This window comes from Pseudomonas sp. NBRC 111139 (genome assembly GCF_001753955.1).
GTDB classification, from domain to species: domain Bacteria; phylum Pseudomonadota; class Gammaproteobacteria; order Pseudomonadales; family Pseudomonadaceae; genus Aquipseudomonas; species Aquipseudomonas alloputida.
The window spans coordinates 1-16,396 of sequence record NZ_BCBP01000032.1 but is presented as its reverse complement, the minus strand read 5'-3'; the positions used below and the strand labels follow the sequence as shown (position 1 = coordinate 16,396).

Here is a 16,396-nt window from a genome sequence, read left to right as displayed (position 1 = left end):
GGGCTGTGGCACCGGCCTCCTCTTAATTACTTACTTCTTTGCAACGTTACCGGCGTGCGACAGGCCCAGGTCAGCCAGGGTCTTGTCGACGACTTTGGCCGGCAGCGGGATGTAGCCATCCTTCACCACCACCTGCTGGCCCGCTTGCGACAGCACCAGCTTGACGAACTCGGCTTCCAGCGGGGCCAGAGGCTTGTTCGGCGCCTTGTTGACGTAGACGTACAGGAAGCGCGACAGCGGGTAAGTGCCGTTCAGGGCGTTGGCTTCATTGTCTTCAATAAACTCACCGCCGTCTTTCTTGGCCAGGGCTACGGTCTTCACGCTGGCGGTCTTGTAACCGATGCCCGAGTAGCCGATGCCGTTCAGCGAGGAGCTGATCGACTGCACGACCGAAGCCGAGCCAGGCTGTTCGTTGACGTTAGGCTTGAAGTCGCCTTTGCACAGGGCTTCTTCCTTGAAGTAGCCGTAGGTGCCCGATACCGAGTTGCGGCCGAACAGCTGGATTGGCTTGTTGGCCAGGTCGCCGGTCACACCGACGTCGCCCCAGGTCTTGATCTCGGCCTTGCCACCGCACAGGCGAGTGGAGGAGAAGATGGCGTCGACCTGAGCCATGGTCAGGCCCTTGATTGGGTTGTCCTTGTGCACGAACACGGCCAGAGCGTCGACGGCGACTGGGATGGCGGTCGGCTTGTAGCCGTACTTCTGCTCGAAGGCTTGCAGCTCGACATCCTTCATCTTGCGGCTCATCGGGCCGAGGTTGGCGGTGCCTTCGGTCAGCGCGGGTGGCGCGGTAGAGGAGCCGGCAGCCTGGATCTGGATGTTTACGTTCGGATATTCCTTCTTGTAGGCCTCGGCCCACAGAGTCATGAGGTTCGCGAGGGTGTCGGAACCAACGCTGGAGAGGTTGCCCGAAACACCCGTGGTCTTGGTGTAGGTCGGGATCGCAGGATCGACAGCGGCTACCGCGTTGGCGGTTGCAACGCCAGCGGCGGCAAAGGTAAGGGCCGCCATCAAACGCTTCAGTTTCATGCCTTGCTCCTAGCAGGAATATGGGGGTGTTGGATGGAACGGGCCCAAGTATCGGCAGGCCGCATGAATACGATATGACTTGAATATGACAAATGGATGAAAGGCCATCACCAATAATCGGGATGGCCATGGCAAAAATGCTGCCTCAAAGCTCGCGGCGGTCCCTGAACATGATGTACAGAGGCGCCACGCCAGCATCGGGAGGAAACACCACCACGTAGTCGTCGAACTCAACCTGGGACAAGTCCGCAAAACGGTCTATCAAAGGTACTTTCGGCATATGGAGGAAGCCGATGCTCGGGGGGCTCGCGAGATCCTTGAGCGCATTCGGCGCGCGGCCCTTCTGCCACAACACGGTCACAGGCGCCTTGCCCTCGCTGGTGAACGCAAAAACCTGCCGCGTGGCATCCCAGCCAGCCGCCCGAACTCGCACGCCTGAGGGGACAACCGCCCCCTGAGTGACTGTCATGACGACATGGGAGTATAGGGTAAACGGCTTGACGCCCACACTAGTGCCAGAACTAGTGCCGTGTACTGTTGAGCACAAGCGCACGGGCAATTCCACTTCAGCCCTTTCTGCCGCCAAGGCTGCCCAGTCCAGATCCTCGCCAGAGAACATTTCAACCAGCGGCACCGTCATCGCAAAGCGGGGGTCATCGCTTGGCGTACCCAGCACGAATTCGACAACATCCGCATAGGTGCCGGGGTGTTGGCCTTCTACAGAGGTGGCCTGCCATGCCAGTTCTGCTGCTGCGGAGCGAAAAGTCTTGATCAGCTGATGCTGCTGTTGGGCCACCTCACAGCTCAGGCCCTGCGCAGTCAGCAATGCCGGATGCAAACCTGCCGCATGTGCATGCGCCTTTAACGTCAGTGGCCCATGGCCTGGTCCGGTTGCCGTGGTTCTGGCCAGTTGGGCGATACGCGCTTCCAGAGCTTCAATCAGCATCACAGCTCGGGCGTACAAGCCAGGGTGGCGCGCTTGTGCCGCTGCCAATGCTTGGGCATGTAGTTGGCTACCTGCCGTGATTTCCTGCAGCACCACGGCCTGTATCGCCGCATTGAGAAACGGGCTGGAAGCATCCCGAACGGCGCCATCCCGAGCGAACCCGACTGACATCTGTAGCCGCTCGAGCTGGCTGACTGCACGCTTGGCCTGGTGCTGGGTGCTTTCCAGTGCACGCAGCGTGGCATGGCTTACGGCCAATTGCTGCTCTGGCGTGCTCGCGACAGGGTCAATGCCTAACTGCTGTTCAAGTGCTGTGAGTTGCAGCGCTGCCTGCTGCTGCGCAGCATGAACCTGTGCCACCAATTTGCGCACTTTCTCCAGGTTTTGGTTGGACGACCGGCTGGCACGCTGCTCGCGGGTCAGGTTCTGCTGGGGCGGTAGCGGCTGCACGGTCTGGCCCAGGAAGGCCGCGCGGCCGTTTTGCCGGTGCCATGCCTTTACCGTTTTAACGATGTAATCGGGAGAGTTGACGTTGCCAGTTTCGTCAGCGTTTGAGTAGAACAGGAGATCGCTGCCGGCGGGGTGGCCGACAATGTTGTTGAAGTGGGCGATCCACGCGTCATGCGAGGGCTTGTCGACATCTGCCTGCCAAATAGCTTCGACCAGACCAAGAAAGGTATGCTCTTCGTACTGACTCAGCTGGGGTCTGAGCTCCATATCCTTACCTCATCTTTTATATACGATTGAATATTCATTCGTCAGCTTGCTGCTGAAAATCATCATTACTGCGGTCATAGCCTGTTTCTTTCAACGAAAACATCAGGCCAGTCACATTCATGTCCACACCATATTCAAAGAGGACATATAATTTTTCAAAACCCAAACCCACAAGGTCAAATTTGTCCCAGCCTCCTGACTCACCTAAAGGAAAAGGCTTTTTATGAGGCTCTTTTGACTCAATGGGATCACCTAGAACCTCCAAAGTTGCCTCACGATTTATACACCTGTCGTAGGGGGCAGGAAGTTCATGCTGATATACCACTTTCAAAACAGGCGTCTTGACAAGCGATATATTCACAGACTCGAAACTTTGATTTTCCGCCCAGAATCTCAATTCCACGCCAGGCAACAAATCCCGATAAACTGATAGTGCCCCAGGGTAAATCTCTATAAATTTACCAGGCGGTAAAACACCTTCATCTACTAGCTCACTATGTGACTTGCCAAGTCCCGCCAAATAAGATTCCAGTTCTTTTGCATTCATTTGTAGAGTCCTAGCTTTTGGTGGAGTGCATGCAACTGTTGTCGAGCATTTTCTATGTCGATATCGCTGCAACCATACTCAAGCAACCCAGGCTTCAGGGCATCCATATTATTATCAACGGCTGCACGCAGGTCCGATGCGTCCTTGATCTGTCTAGCCGCAGTATTCCTACCACCGTATGTCTGGCTAAATTTCCTGTGCACTTCGGCAGGGATGACTATACTCGGCGCGGCTTCCAGCAAGGCTTTAATCTCACGACCGCTCAATCTAGGGTTGTTCTTAATCAAAAAGCGTTCATAGGCTTTTCGTGAAACGATATGATCCACGTCCATCTTGTCATTGGTACTTCGCCGCCTCAGGTCTCTAAACCATCCTACCTCAAGCAGCTTTGCCGGCTCGTGGTTGACCAGCCCTGGCTGCGGCAGATCTGTATCGCTACCAAACCCAGGAATTATGGCCCCAATTTCACTTGGATTTTCGCCCGGAAGTATTTCAAGACTTGGCCCCACGGGATCGGTGGGCGCGCCCGGGAGGATTCCCGGTAGCGACGGTGCCACCGGCAAGCGCGTCGGACCGAGCAGTTCTGCACCAGGGGCAACCAGAGGTGTCCAGGTGCGCGTTGGCTGGCCTTGTACAACTGCCGGGTCAAAGGCCAGCGCCACACTGGAAGCGAACCAGGGCTGAAACGGCTGAACGACTGTCAGCACGCCCTGGGCATCGGTGGGCCTGTGGATACTCAGTTGGTCGAGGTTATAGAGGCCGGAGCCAACGCCAACGGCAGATAGATGCCGTAGTTCAAACGACTGCCGTGCCCCGCTCCAACTCGCCCTCGGCGCAATAGGAGGAAAACCGCTGAGGATGCGCCGCTGGTTCAGTTCATCGAACTGCCCGAACAACGCCTGCTCCGCTGCGATAGCCCGCCATACCTCACTTTCGAACGCCGGCATATCGGTGAACTGGCGGCCGCGCAGCTGGTTGCCAACCTGTGCCGGCACTGCCACGCCAGCAGCGGCCCCGTTGCCGGACCACCAGTTGCCAGCAACCGCTTGCCCTCTTCCGCTGACCACTCCGGTACCGGCTGGCGGCAGCACGAAAGAGAAATACTGAGGGGGTTGGCCAGGAATACAGACAATGCAGTCGTCAAAGCGCAGGTCCACGCCTGCGCCAACCGGAACCACCTCCGGCGCAAGTGACAGCACTCTCCCCGTCGACCCACCTTCTACCGGCACGGCAGAACCACCGAGGACGATGGTTTTGCCAGAGGTCGAGTCGCCCTGGAGTCGGTAGGTTTCGGTCAGAGGATCGAAAACGGCATTTCTGACCCGTACCTCAGGCGCGATCCCGGCGCCTGTCGACGCCACCGCGACACCACTGCCTCCCGGCAGGTGCTCGATCTTGATGCGACTCGAGAGACGGGCCGAACCACCAGCATTGGCGATAGCCTGGAGGTCCTGCCCAGCCTCAACGCCCAGCAGATCAGCACGTACCCCCAGCCCTTCGAGTCGTCGCCGACGTTGGTCGGCAGTCAACTCGCCATCGCCCAGCACCGGGGAGTGCACCATAGCTGTAACCGACAGGCTAATAGCCTGACCGGCGCGGATCGCTGCGACCCTGAACACTTCCTTGGCCGCATTGGCGATGGCCTGCTGGATGGCAGTGGCCACTTCCAACGCTACCTGTGCGCCGCCCTGGGTGAGCAACACACCACCGGCCTGGACTGCACCAACTGGAGCCGTCAGCGTGGCGGCATCTCTCAGCCGCTGCAGCCGCTGGTCTTCATCCGCCTGTTGCTTGTAGCGAATCCGCGCTTCGCGCTGTTCAGCGTACTGTCGCTGCTGCTCCCGACTTGCATCCCGCGCCTTCCAGACCTGCTCCTGCGCGGCATGTTCCACCAGCAACGCGGCCGAGCGCTCTGACAATTGCCTGATGGCCTCTTGCAGCAACCGGGCCTCCTGGGATGCCAGATAGGCTGCTTCCCAGTCGTGATGCAGTTGTTGCATCTGCTCTGCGGTCGCCAGGTCTGACAGCCGCGCGGCATAGGCGTCCGCGCTTACACCCTGGTCAGCGAAAGCAGCCGCTCGTGCCTGATACTCGGTCAGCGCGCCTTGCTTTGCCGCAATGAGCCCTTCTGTCTCGTTACGTGCCTTGGTGATCTGGTAGAGCTGCCAGCGTTCGCTACCGTCATATTCTGGGCGCTTGCGTGCTGCATCGATTTCGCCTTGAAGCGCCTGGGTCAACCCCTGAGCCAGGCCTGCGAAGTGGGCGTCAAGCTGCACGCGCCGGTCTTCTCGTGCCTGGCTGTAGGCAGCTACTCGCTGCCGATGAGCGAGCGCTTGCGCTTCGGCGCGTTCAGCCGCTGCCGCGGCCTGGCGTGCTTGTTGTTCGGCCTGCGCCTTGGCCAGCGCAGCAGCGCGAGCTCTCGCCCGCTTTTTTCGGCGACGCCGGCTGGAACCACCAAAGCCACCACCGAAGCCACCGCCGCCGCCAATGCTGAAGAAGCCACCCCCGCCACCGCTTGAACCGGAAGAGCCTGGGGTGATAACAACGTCACCTGTTGAATTGTCGTTAAAAGTGTTCTGAGCCATACAGAGTCTCCTTGTCTGTATGGCCGATCGTTGTGAAAAAGCCGTATGACGCTGCGTTACATATTTATCAACTCACATTTGAAACCCAACCCCTTCTACTTATTCACCAATACCCAAAAAGAAATTTCTTACTAGTTAGATTGATTCCTCTTACAGCGACACAAACAGCACACAATGAAACAAATCCGCACTGACGCAGACAATCATTAAATGCAACGCTATGGATGAAGCATTTGCCACTTACACTTTAATTATTAGCAGGGAACACCCATGCCTGAAAACATCACTCATGAGAAGACCTTCACCATGCCAACCATTTGGCCAGAGATCCTTATCGGGACACTAATAAAAAAATACCCGAAACTCAGCTTTGCCAAGACCAAAGAAATATTACTGCAAACACCCTCGATCGTTTTGCCCGAAGCCATACTGCCAAAATTCGATTTGGCATTTCACCTCATCAAGAACAAGAGGCATGCCTCAGGCGATCAGCCTGGAGAGATATTGGCTGAGGTCGACCTTTTTTTCACCGCTTTAAAAATAGCTTGGCCGGACAACGCTACACAACTCGGGAGCGCCAAGCAGAAGATAATCAGCCTTTATCAGAACGGGGGATGGGTAGAATGAACCAATCAATAATTGATTCCTGGATAGAGCGACTTGGCCACCCGCACGCGTCATTAGTAACACTGAGCCATTTGCCAGATATACCTCTTGAAGTGGTATTCATGGGGCAAGAGTCAGAAACTGCCACCCCTCTGCCTGGCCTCGAACTGGAGTTTTCAACTGAGCCGTTAATTTTGAAGTGCGTGCATGTCAACGTGATCAGAACAATCCCTCAGGACCAACCCTATCAAGGCACGCTGCCCGATCGATTACAGGGACTTACAACCAGAAAAGAAGTCACCGAGAGATTCGGCCCTTCGTCCATGTCGCAGCCGCCCTTGCAAATGCCCTCCCCCTTGGGCGATACCGGAGGTTGGGACGTGTTTGCCTGGGAAAACACAAACAACGTCCCCACATTCGTGATGGTCCAATACAACACCGATCTACAGGTTTGCGACTTGGCCTTCTTCAGGGAAGGCATCTGACCTGAAGCTCAACGTTTTTTCGCCAGCAAATAGAGGCCAACGAGCAAGCCGAGAACACACAAGCCAGCCACATAGTAGGCAGGCGCCATGGGGCTCACTTTCAGCAGAGCAGTCACCGCCATCGGCGTCAGCCCACCAAAGATCGCGTAGGCCACGTTGTACGAGAACGACAGCCCGCTAAAGCGGACCACCGCCGGGAATGCCTTGACCATCACATAAGGCACCGCGCCAATCACACCCACGCACAGGCCGGTCACGGCATACAGTGGGAACAGCAACTCGGGGCGGGTCGGCAGGCTGCGGTAGAAGCTCCAGGAGCTGGCCAGCAAAAGCAGGCTACCGATCACGAATACCCGGCCCGCACCATAGCGGTCGGCCAGGCTGCCGGCACCAATACAGCCGAAGCTGAGCAACACGATGGCCAGGCTGTTGGCTTTGAGCGAGTCGGTCGGGCTGATGTGGTAGAAGCTCTGCAGCAGCGCCGGGGTCATCAGGATGACCACCACGATGCCGGCCGAAAGCATCCAGGTCAGCAGCATCGACAGGATGATCGGACCACGGTGGTCACGCAGCACGGCGCGCAGAGGCAACTCCTCGGCCAGTGCCTTGCGTTGCTGCATTTCGGCGAACACCGGAGTTTCGTGCAGCCAGCGGCGCAGGTACACCGAGAACAGGCCGAACACACCGCCAAGCAGGAACGGGATACGCCAGGCGTAGTCAGCCACTTCTTCCGCGCTGTACACGCTGTTGATCAGGGTCGCTACCAGCGAGCCCAGCAGAATGCCGGCAGTCAGGCCGGCGGTCAGGGTGCCGCAGGCATAGCCGGTGTTGCGAGCCGGCACATGCTCAGAGACGAACACCCATGCGCCCGGTACTTCGCCGCCGATTGCCGCGCCCTGGATCACGCGCATCAGCAACAGCAGGATCGGTGCCCACATGCCGATCTGCGCATACGTCGGCAGCAGGCCCATGATCAGGGTCGGCAGGGCCATCATGAAGATGCTCAGGGTGAACATCTTCTTGCGCCCCAGCAAGTCGCCGAAGTGGGCCATGATGATGCCGCCCAGCGGCCGCGCCAGGTAGCCGGCGGCGAAGATGCCGAACGTTTGCATCAGCCGCAGCCACTCGGGCATGTCGGCCGGGAAGAACAACTTGCCCACCACCGTGGCGAAGAACACGAAGATGATGAAATCGTAGAACTCCAGCGCACCGCCCAGGGCGGACAGTGAGAGGGTCTTGTAGTCGCTGCGGGTCAGCGGCCGCGAGGGCTGCTCGATACTGCTGGGCACGGAAGTCATCGCTCGTTGTTCTCTTTATAGGGCATGCAGGCCGCTTGGCGCGCGGCTTCTGGATTGGAGACAAGCGAAGATAGCAAATTGCCGAGCTACGCCGAAAGCGATACAAAATCCACACAGATATTCGTGAATGCGCGGTCGTCGCTGGCCGTTATGCCCTATATACTGGCATTTCGTAGGATTATGTTGCTCCTAACGTGGGATGTTGTGCGAAAACGCCGGTCACTATTGTCAGGCGGTTTCGCAGAGTTTCCCTACGGCCGCCCAGTGAAACGAAATCGGCGTAGTATGTTTCAAGCTGAATCGTTTACCCGGCCTTTGCGCCACACCAACGAAAAGCGTCACGGGTCAGAGGCCCCATCGCATGATTGAGCTCGAACAAGAAGATCCAATCCCGCAAGGCGACCTGGCCTTGCAAATCACCGCATTGCCGCGAGAAACCAACGGTTTCGGCGATATTTTCGGCGGTTGGCTGGTTGCCCAGATGGACCTGGCAGGCACGGCCATGGCCAGCCGTGTCGCCGGCGGCCGCGTAGCCACCGTCGCCATCGACCGCATGGCCTTCCTGGTGCCCGTCGCGGTCGGCGCACAGCTGTCTTTCTATACCCAGACCCTGGAAATCGGCCGCAGCTCGATCCAGATGATGGTCGAAGTGTGGAGCGACGACCCGCTGTCCAGCGAATGGCGCAAGGTCACAGAAGCGGTATTCGTCTTCGTCGCCATCGACGGCAGTGGTCGTACCCGCTCGGTGCCTCGTCGCTGAGCCACGCTGGCGGTAAACTCATTGCATCTGCCCGGGTCCAAGGCCCACTGGCAATCAATGAGAAGAACGCAATGGCTACCTTTCAGGTCGTAACCGAGCAACATGGCGAACTCAACTGCTGGCGTATCAGCAGTGACCGTGCCGAACTCCTGATCGCCCAGCAGGGCGCACAGGTCCTCAGCTACCAGCAGGTGGGCGAACCGCCGCTGCTGTGGCTGAGCGACCAGGCCATCTTCCGCCAGGGCAAGTCGGTACGCGCCGGGGTACCGGTGTGCTGGCCATGGTTTGGCAACCTGCAGCGCAACCCTCAGGCCGTCCAGGCCATGTACCAGGGAACACCGGCGCCTGCCCACGGGCTTGCGCGCACGCGTGACTGGCAATTGCTGGGTATCGAGGAAGTGGGCGAGACCCTGCGGATCGAGTTCGAACTGCCTGAAGCGCGGGGCGACCTGCCCGGTTGGCCCCATGATGTCGAGCTGAAACTGGTGGTGGAGATGGGCGCAGACCTGACACTGAGCCTGACCAGCCGCAACATGGGCAATACCCCCGTGACCATCAGCCAGGCCCTGCATAGCTACTTCGCGGTCAGCGATGTGCGCCAGGCGCGGGTCGAGGGTGTCGACGGGCTGGGTTATATCGAGACCCTGGCGAACTGGGAACAGCGCCAGCAGCAAGGGGCACTGATGTTTGCCGGGGAGACGGACCGGATCTACCTGAACACCCCGCAGACCCTCAGCATCGTCGACCCGCATTGGGATCGGCGGATTACCTTGACCAGCAGCGGCTCGCGCTCGGCGGTGATCTGGAACCCGTGGACCGAGCGGGCGAAGGAGCTGGCGGACATGGCTGACGATGGATGGCAGCGAATGCTGTGCATCGAGACGGCGAATGTGTGGGATGACCTGGTGGAATTGAAGCCCGGGCACAGCAGTTCGCTAGCGGTCAGGATTGTCAGCGAAATGATCTGAGTTTTACGGTGCCTGTGCCGGCCTCTTCGCGGGTAAACCCGCTCCTACAGATACCCCGCGGCATGCGAGGCCTGTGGACGCCGGGTAGGAGCGGGTTTACCCGCGAAGAGGCCGGCACAGCCGTTCAGAGATCAGCATCCTCCACCACCCTCACCTTCCCCGCATCCAGCGCATAGGCCGCATCGGCCAGGTCATTGCTGACCTTCTCCACCTTCAGCTTGCCGCTGACCCACAGCGGGGTGTAGATGTCATCGATCTTCAGGCCTTTCGGGTAGCGCACCAGTACCAACTGGTTGGGCGGCGGTGGCGGCACATGGATGCACGCACCCGGGTACGGCACCAGGAAGAACAACGTGCTGTTGCCCTTGGCGTCACTCTCCAGCGGCACAGGGTAGCCACCTAGGCGGATATCCTTGCCATTCATGGCTGCAACGGTCTTGGTCGAGTACATCACCGCAGGCAGGCCCTTGCTCTGCTTGAGGCCTCCCTTGGCGGTAAAGGTGCCCATGGCTTCCGGTGAGTTGTGGTCGATTTCAGGCATTTGTTCGAGTGCCTTCTGGTCCGACCTGGGCATCAGCTCCAGCCAGTCGGTTTCGGGCAGTTCGGCATGGGCCAGGGTACTGGCCAACAGCAAGGGGACAAGGAAAAAGGCACGCATGGAAATGCTCGGCAACTCGAAAGAATTGCCGAGCATTCTAACCAGTAATCAGCGTTTCTTGATGAATCCGTAGATCACCAGCAGCACCACGGCACCGACCAGCGCGCCAAGGAAGCCTGCCGCTTGCCCAGCCTGGTATATACCCAGTGCCTGGCCGCCATAGGTAGCCAACAAGGAGCCGGCAATACCCAGCAGGATGGTCATGATCCAGCCCATGCTGTCATCGCCCGGTTTGATGAAGCGGGCCAGCAGGCCGACGATGAGGCCGATGAAGATGGTTCCAATGATACCCATGGCAATCCCTCTGCAGTGAAGTTGGAACAAGCCAAAGCCTAGACGGGCTTCGGCTTGTTGCCATATTCAGAGGGCATGCCGCTTGCGGAAGTTCGATTCGAAGCCCGATCAGTTGCTGATCAGCGCCTCTACTTCGGCAATCTTGCGCTCGAGGGTGGCCATGTCCGGGCAGCGCAGGGTGGCGTGTCCTACCTTGCGGCCAACCTTGAAGGCCTTGCCGTAGTGGTGCAGGTGACAGTCGCCGATGGCGACAACCTTGTCCACGGCCGGCACTTCACCGATGAAGTTGAGCATCGCGCTCTCGCCCACCTTGGCGGTCGAGCCAAGTGGCAGGCCGGCAACGGCACGCAGATGGTTCTCGAACTGGCTGCACTCGGCGCCTTCGATGGTCCAGTGCCCGGAGTTGTGCACGCGCGGGGCGATTTCGTTGGCCTTCAAGCCACCGTCAACCTCGAAGAACTCGAAGGCCATCACGCCAACGTAATCCAGCTTCTGCAACACGCGGCCGACGTAATCTTCGGCCAGAGCCTGCAGCGGGTGTGCCTGGCTGGCTACCGACAAGCGCAGAATGCCGCTCTCGTGGGTATTGTGCACCAGCGGGTAGAAGCGGGTTTCACCATCGCGACCACGCACGGCCACCAGCGACACCTCGCCGGTGAACGGCACGAAGCCCTCCAGCAGGCATGGCACGCTGCCCAGCTCGGCGAAGGTACCCACCACGTCTTCTGGCGTGCGCAGCACCTTCTGGCCCTTGCCGTCGTAACCCAGCGTGCGGGTTTTCAGCACGGCCGGCAGGCCGATGCTGGCCACTGCGGCGTCCAGATCTGCCTGCGAGAGGATGTCGGCGAAGGCCGGGGTGGGGATGCCCAGGTCGCGGAACATGCTCTTTTCGAACAGGCGGTCACGGGCGATGCGCAGCGATTCGGCGCTGGGATACACGGGCACGAACTGCGAGAGGAAGGCCACGGTCTCGGCCGGGACGCTTTCGAACTCGAAGGTGACCAGGTCGACTTCGTCGGCCAGCTGACGCAGGTGGTCCTGATCGCCGTAGTCGGCACGCAGGTGTTCGCCCAAGGGCGCAGCGCAGGCGTCCGGTGCCGGGTCGAGGAAGGCGAAGTTCATGCCCAGCGGGGTACCCGCCAAGGCCAGCATGCGGCCCAGCTGGCCGCCACCGATTACACCGATCTTCATGGGTTGAGCCTCAAGCCTGGCGCGGGTCTGGGTTGTCCAGCACGGTGTCGGTCTGTTCCGTGCGGAACTGCTTCAACGCCGCGTGGTACTGCGGGTACTTGGCGCCCAGAATGCTGGCCGACAACAGGGCAGCGTTGACCGCACCGGCACGGCCGATGGCCAGGGTGGCAACCGGCACACCGGCTGGCATCTGCACGATCGACAGCAGCGAATCGACGCCCGACAGCATCGACGACTGCACCGGCACGCCCAGCACCGGCAGGTGGGTCTTGGCGGCGCACATGCCTGGCAGGTGGGCTGCGCCACCGGCACCGGCGATGATCACCTCGATGCCACGGCCCTCAGCCTCCTCGGCATACTGGAACAGCAGATCCGGGGTGCGGTGGGCGGAAACCACCTTCACTTCGTAGGGAATGCCGAGTTTTTCCAGCATATCGGCGGTGTGGCTAAGGGTGGACCAATCGGACTTGGAGCCCATGATCACGCCAACCAGTGCACTCATCGTCGAGCCTCTCCTGCAAGCGCCTTCTGGCGCGCTAAAAGCAACAAGCCACGCAGGTGGGCCGGCGTGGCTTGTCATACGGATTCTGAATCGACCAGGTCGGCCGAAGGCGCGGGATTGTAACGTATTTAAAGGCTGGCCGCCCACCCCTACAAGCACATGCCGGATCAAAGGGCAAGCTGTCTCGTGGGACAACTTTTTCCTGCTGCCTCGGGGTCGACGAGTGCTGCACGCTCGCAGCCCTTAACTCGCGCACTTTGGTACGTCTACATGAAAACTCCATGCTTTTTCGCACTTTCGTTTGGCCTGGTACTCAGCTTGCAATTGCCAAGTGCTTCGGCGGCCCACTCGCTCACCGTCACCGTCTATGTGCACGACGACCTGGCCGATATGCACGACGGGCAATTGAACGAAGACTTCTTCCAGCATTGGCTGAACGAAATGCGCCGTTTCAGCCAACATCCCATCGAAGTGATATTTCAACGCAATGTAAAACACATAACCGATATTGCTTATGCAGGAATGCCGTCCGAAAAGCTCCTGGAAGCTTTCAGCCAGCAGGTGTATGCACAACAGCGACACCGGCTCTACTCTCTCATGGACAAACATCTCCTGCTCACTCGCAACAGCTACGATCATAGCGGCCTGAACTACAACGCCGGCTTGGCCTATTTCAAGCAGAAAACGGCCATTGCCTCTGTGGCCGCATACGGTGCTGCCGCTCATGAAATTGGCCATCTGCTAGGTGCCACGCATGAAGACGCCGAACTGAAGTTCAATGGCTGGGTGTGCGAAACGTACACGCACCCCCGTGTACCGGCACGATCCAACTGCTACCGCTACAGCGACAGGAATCGTGCAAATATCACTGACTACCTGACATACAACTCAAATTGACGCTTCACCTTGTGCGCCAGACGACTCCAGCTTGCGCCATAGCAAGCGGACGTTAGCCTTACGCACCAAAGCACAGCGGTACAGGCGGATTTCCAGCGGCACATGCCATTGGCTACCGCCGCAGATCGCCAGTTCACCGCGTTCGAGCTCGCCACGCATCGACAGGCGCGGCACCCAAGCGATGCCCATCCCCTCCAGGGCCATGCTCTTGAGGCTGTCGGCCATGGCGGTTTCGTAGACGGTGGTATAACGCAGGTTGCGCTGGCGCAACAGCAAGTTGACCGAGCGGCCGAGGAATGCGCCGGCGGTGTAGGCTAGCAACGGCACACTGCCCTCGCCCTCCAGGTCGAACAACGGCTTGCCATCAGCATCCACGGCGCACACCGGCAGCATTTCAGTGGTGCCCATGTGCAGCGACGGGAAGATCTCGGCATCCATCTGCAAGGCCGCGTCCGGGTCATAGAACGCCAGCATCAGGTCGCAGCCGCCTTCGCGCAGTGCATGCACAGCATCTCCGACGTTAGTCGCAACCAGGCGGGTGGCGATGTTCAAACCGTCGTTGCGCAGCTGGGCCACCCAACGGGGGAAGAAACCCGACGCCAAGGAGTGTGCCGCAGCTACCTGCACCACTTCGCCCTGCCCGCCTTCCAAGTGATGCAAATGGCGGAGAATTTCGCTCAACTGGTCGACAACAGTACGCGCTGTGACGAGAAATAGCTGACCCGCCTCGGTCAGCTCGATGGGTGTGCGAGAGCGGTTCACCAGTTGCAGGCCCAACGCCGCCTCAAGGCTGCGAATGCGCCGGCTGAAGGCCGGTTGGGTCACGAAACGCCGCTCTGCGGCCTGGGAAAAACTGCGGGTAGCGGCCAGAGCACTGAAGTCTTCCAGCCATTTGCTTTCAAGGTTCACGAAGCACATCTCCCGGCGCGCACCAAAATGGAACACGCTCGAATATCAATTGGCGTCACATGAAACACTATGCCGTTTGTGCATAGGTTAGCGTGCAATAGCATTGGCCGCAAAAACACCTTCAGGCCTAGGATTGGCGCCATTCCGGCATGTGCCGGGTCAAAATCGAGATGATATACATCATGTCCTCTGCTGCATCGTTCCGCGTCGAAAAAGACTTGTTGGGTACCCTTGAAGTTCCTGCAGATGCCTACTACGGCATCCAGACCCTGCGCGCTGCCAACAACTTCCACCTCTCCGGTGTTCCGCTGTCGCACTACCCGAAGCTGGTCGTGGCCCTGGCCATGGTCAAGCAGGCCGCTGCCGACGCCAACCGTGAGCTGGGTCACCTGAGCGATGCCAAGCACGCTGCCATTTCCGCAGCCTGCGCCCGCCTGATCAAAGGCGATTTCCACGACCAGTTCGTGGTTGACATGATCCAGGGCGGCGCTGGTACTTCTACCAACATGAACGCCAACGAAGTCATTGCCAACGTTGCGCTGGAGGCCATGGGCCACCAGAAGGGTGAGTACAAGTACCTGCACCCTAACAACGACGTGAACATGGCGCAGTCGACCAACGACGCCTACCCGACCGCAATCCGCCTGGGCCTGTTGCTGGGTCACGACGCGCTGCTGGCCAGCCTTGATAGCCTGATCCAGGCCTTCGCTGCCAAGGGTAAAGAATTCGACCACGTACTGAAGATGGGCCGTACCCAGCTGCAGGACGCCGTCCCGATGACCCTGGGCCAGGAATTCCGCGCCTTCGCCACCACCATGACTGAAGACCTGCAGCGCCTGCGCTCGCTGGCTCCGGAACTGCTGACCGAAATCAACCTGGGCGGCACCGCCATCGGTACTGGCATCAACGCCGACCCTGGCTACCAGGCCTTGGCCGTACAGCGCCTGGCCACCATCAGCGGCCACCCGCTGGTACCGGCTGCCGACCTGATCGAAGCCACCTCCGACATGGGCGCCTTCGTGCTGTTCTCCGGCATGCTCAAGCGCACCGCGGTCAAGCTGTCGAAGATCTGCAACGACCTGCGCCTGCTGTCCAGCGGCCCGCGTACCGGCATCAACGAGATCAACCTGCCAGCGCGTCAGCCAGGCAGCTCGATCATGCCAGGCAAGGTCAACCCGGTTATTCCAGAAGCTGTGAACCAGGTGGCCTTCGCCATCATGGGCAACGACCTGGCCCTGACCGTCGCCGCCGAAGGTGGTCAGCTGCAGCTGAACGTGATGGAGCCGCTGATCGCGTACAAGATCTTCGACTCGATCCGCCTGCTGCAACGCGCCATGGACATGCTGCGCGAGCACTGCATCGTCGGCATCACCGCCAACGAACAGCGCTGCCGTGAACTGGTCGAGCACTCGATCGGCCTGGTTACCGCACTGAACCCGTACATCGGCTACGAGAACGCCACCCGTATCGCCCGCGTTGCCCTGGAAAGCGGCCGCGGCGTACTGGAACTGGTGCGCGAAGAGAAGCTGCTGGACGACGCGATGCTCGACGACATCCTGCGTCCTGAAAACATGATCGCTCCACGTCTGGTTCCGCTGAAAGCGTAATCAGGCCGCTGTAAACAGTCTCACCAGGTCGAGGGACTAGACACCTCTCAACCTTTCCAAGGCCCGAGCGCTTGCTTCGGGCCTTTTTTTTGCCTGAAGGTTTTGGAGGCCGCTATGCAGGCCTTCGCAACACCCGGCCGCGCCGGCAGGGTATGTGGTTTGCCTGCAGCCCCGGAGATCGGCACACAACTTGCTCCATAATGCGTCCCAGCCCAACGGGATTACCCAGCATGCTGCACAGCCACCTGACCACCCTCAACGCAGTTTCGCTGATCCTCAACGTCTTCCAGGCAGACGGTTGCGAGGCGTCGGCGTTGCTGGCCGGCAGCGGCATTGGCCCGGCAGACCTGGGGCATGCCGATGCGCGCATCACCACCCAGCAGGAGCTGCAGGTTTG

Annotated in this window: 16 protein-coding genes and 1 pseudogene; 7 read left to right on the top strand and 10 right to left on the bottom strand. The window is 59.6% G+C overall.

Features of this window, described 5'->3' with window-relative positions; all coding sequences use genetic code 11:
- Positions 1 to 30 precede the first annotated feature (30 nt).
- The 4 genes from BJQ17_RS12505 to BJQ17_RS12490 all read right to left on the bottom strand — a co-directional run bounded on the left by BJQ17_RS12505 (position 31) and on the right by BJQ17_RS12490 (position 5,824).
- Positions 31 to 1,029: a phosphate ABC transporter substrate-binding protein PstS gene (locus tag BJQ17_RS12505; protein WP_014861173.1), complete on the bottom strand. Its 999-nt coding sequence runs from the start codon at positions 1,027 to 1,029 to the stop codon at positions 31 to 33.
- A gap of 145 nt (positions 1,030 to 1,174) precedes the next feature.
- On the bottom strand, positions 1,175 to 2,692 hold the full coding sequence (locus tag BJQ17_RS12500; RefSeq protein ID WP_070096140.1) for an S-type pyocin domain-containing protein: 1,518 nt from the start codon (positions 2,690 to 2,692) through the stop codon (positions 1,175 to 1,177).
- Positions 2,693 to 2,726: 34 nt separating this feature from the next.
- Positions 2,727 to 3,239, bottom strand: coding sequence for a DUF6392 family protein (locus BJQ17_RS12495; protein WP_070096139.1), 513 nt, complete (start codon positions 3,237 to 3,239; stop codon positions 2,727 to 2,729).
- Positions 3,236 to 5,824 (bottom strand): S-type pyocin domain-containing protein, encoded by a 2,589-nt coding sequence (locus BJQ17_RS12490; protein WP_070096138.1) that lies wholly within the window; start codon positions 5,822 to 5,824, stop codon positions 3,236 to 3,238. The genes BJQ17_RS12495 and BJQ17_RS12490 overlap by 4 nt, the downstream gene beginning before the upstream one ends.
- Positions 5,825 to 6,094: 270 nt before the next feature.
- On the opposite strand from BJQ17_RS12490, the gene BJQ17_RS12485 reads away from it, so the two are divergent.
- Together BJQ17_RS12485 and BJQ17_RS12480 are read left to right on the top strand one after the other, a co-directional pair.
- Positions 6,095 to 6,451 (top strand): hypothetical protein, encoded by a 357-nt coding sequence (locus BJQ17_RS12485; RefSeq protein ID WP_070096137.1) that lies wholly within the window; start codon positions 6,095 to 6,097, stop codon positions 6,449 to 6,451.
- Positions 6,448 to 6,915, top strand: a complete 468-nt coding sequence (locus BJQ17_RS12480) for a hypothetical protein (RefSeq protein ID WP_139139777.1) — start codon at positions 6,448 to 6,450, stop codon at positions 6,913 to 6,915. Before BJQ17_RS12485 ends, BJQ17_RS12480 begins: the two co-directional genes overlap by 4 nt.
- An 8-nt stretch (positions 6,916 to 6,923) precedes the next feature.
- Here BJQ17_RS12480 and BJQ17_RS12475 read toward each other — a convergent pair whose 3' ends face one another.
- Positions 6,924 to 8,213: an MFS transporter gene (locus tag BJQ17_RS12475; protein ID WP_070096135.1), complete on the bottom strand. Its 1,290-nt coding sequence runs from the start codon at positions 8,211 to 8,213 to the stop codon at positions 6,924 to 6,926.
- Between the two features lie 361 nt (positions 8,214 to 8,574).
- Here BJQ17_RS12475 and BJQ17_RS12470 point away from each other — a divergent pair, with 361 nt between their 5' ends.
- Both BJQ17_RS12470 and BJQ17_RS12465 read left to right on the top strand, forming a co-directional pair.
- Positions 8,575 to 8,973 carry an acyl-CoA thioesterase gene (locus BJQ17_RS12470; protein ID WP_003253317.1) on the top strand — a complete coding sequence of 133 codons (399 nt, stop codon included), beginning with the start codon at positions 8,575 to 8,577 and terminating at the stop codon, positions 8,971 to 8,973.
- 71 nt (positions 8,974 to 9,044) lie between these two features.
- A complete protein-coding gene (locus tag BJQ17_RS12465) occupies positions 9,045 to 9,941 on the top strand; it encodes a D-hexose-6-phosphate mutarotase (protein ID WP_070096134.1) in 897 nt (298 codons plus the stop codon).
- Positions 9,942 to 10,065: 124 nt separating this feature from the next.
- Here BJQ17_RS12465 and BJQ17_RS12460 read toward each other — a convergent pair whose 3' ends face one another.
- The 4 genes from BJQ17_RS12460 to purE form a co-directional block, all read right to left on the bottom strand.
- Positions 10,066 to 10,599 (bottom strand): DUF3299 domain-containing protein, encoded by a 534-nt coding sequence (locus tag BJQ17_RS12460; RefSeq protein WP_003253310.1) that lies wholly within the window; start codon positions 10,597 to 10,599, stop codon positions 10,066 to 10,068.
- 48 nt (positions 10,600 to 10,647) lie between these two features.
- On the bottom strand, positions 10,648 to 10,893 hold the full coding sequence (locus BJQ17_RS12455) for a GlsB/YeaQ/YmgE family stress response membrane protein (RefSeq protein ID WP_003253308.1): 246 nt from the start codon (positions 10,891 to 10,893) through the stop codon (positions 10,648 to 10,650).
- A 108-nt stretch (positions 10,894 to 11,001) separates the two neighbouring features.
- Positions 11,002 to 12,084 carry a 5-(carboxyamino)imidazole ribonucleotide synthase gene (locus BJQ17_RS12450; protein ID WP_010955825.1) on the bottom strand — a complete coding sequence of 361 codons (1,083 nt, stop codon included), beginning with the start codon at positions 12,082 to 12,084 and terminating at the stop codon, positions 11,002 to 11,004.
- Between the two features lie 10 nt (positions 12,085 to 12,094).
- Positions 12,095 to 12,586, bottom strand: coding sequence for a 5-(carboxyamino)imidazole ribonucleotide mutase (gene purE / locus BJQ17_RS12445; RefSeq protein WP_003253304.1), 492 nt, complete (start codon positions 12,584 to 12,586; stop codon positions 12,095 to 12,097).
- Positions 12,587 to 12,856: 270 nt separating this feature from the next.
- On the opposite strand from purE, the gene BJQ17_RS12440 reads away from it, so the two are divergent.
- Positions 12,857 to 13,483, top strand: coding sequence for a zinc-dependent metalloprotease family protein (locus BJQ17_RS12440; RefSeq protein ID WP_003253301.1), 627 nt, complete (start codon positions 12,857 to 12,859; stop codon positions 13,481 to 13,483).
- Here BJQ17_RS12440 and BJQ17_RS12435 read toward each other — a convergent pair.
- Positions 13,475 to 14,392, bottom strand: a complete 918-nt coding sequence (locus tag BJQ17_RS12435; protein ID WP_003253299.1) for a LysR substrate-binding domain-containing protein — start codon at positions 14,390 to 14,392, stop codon at positions 13,475 to 13,477. The two genes, BJQ17_RS12440 and BJQ17_RS12435, sit on opposite strands and share 9 nt — an antisense overlap.
- A gap of 182 nt (positions 14,393 to 14,574) precedes the next feature.
- Between BJQ17_RS12435 and aspA the strand changes: the two genes are divergently transcribed.
- Positions 14,575 to 15,999, top strand: a complete 1,425-nt coding sequence (gene aspA / locus BJQ17_RS12430; protein WP_003253297.1) for an aspartate ammonia-lyase — start codon at positions 14,575 to 14,577, stop codon at positions 15,997 to 15,999.
- 230 nt (positions 16,000 to 16,229) lie between these two features.
- Positions 16,230 to 16,396, top strand: a pseudogene (locus tag BJQ17_RS31025) (AraC family transcriptional regulator); the annotation flags it as partial.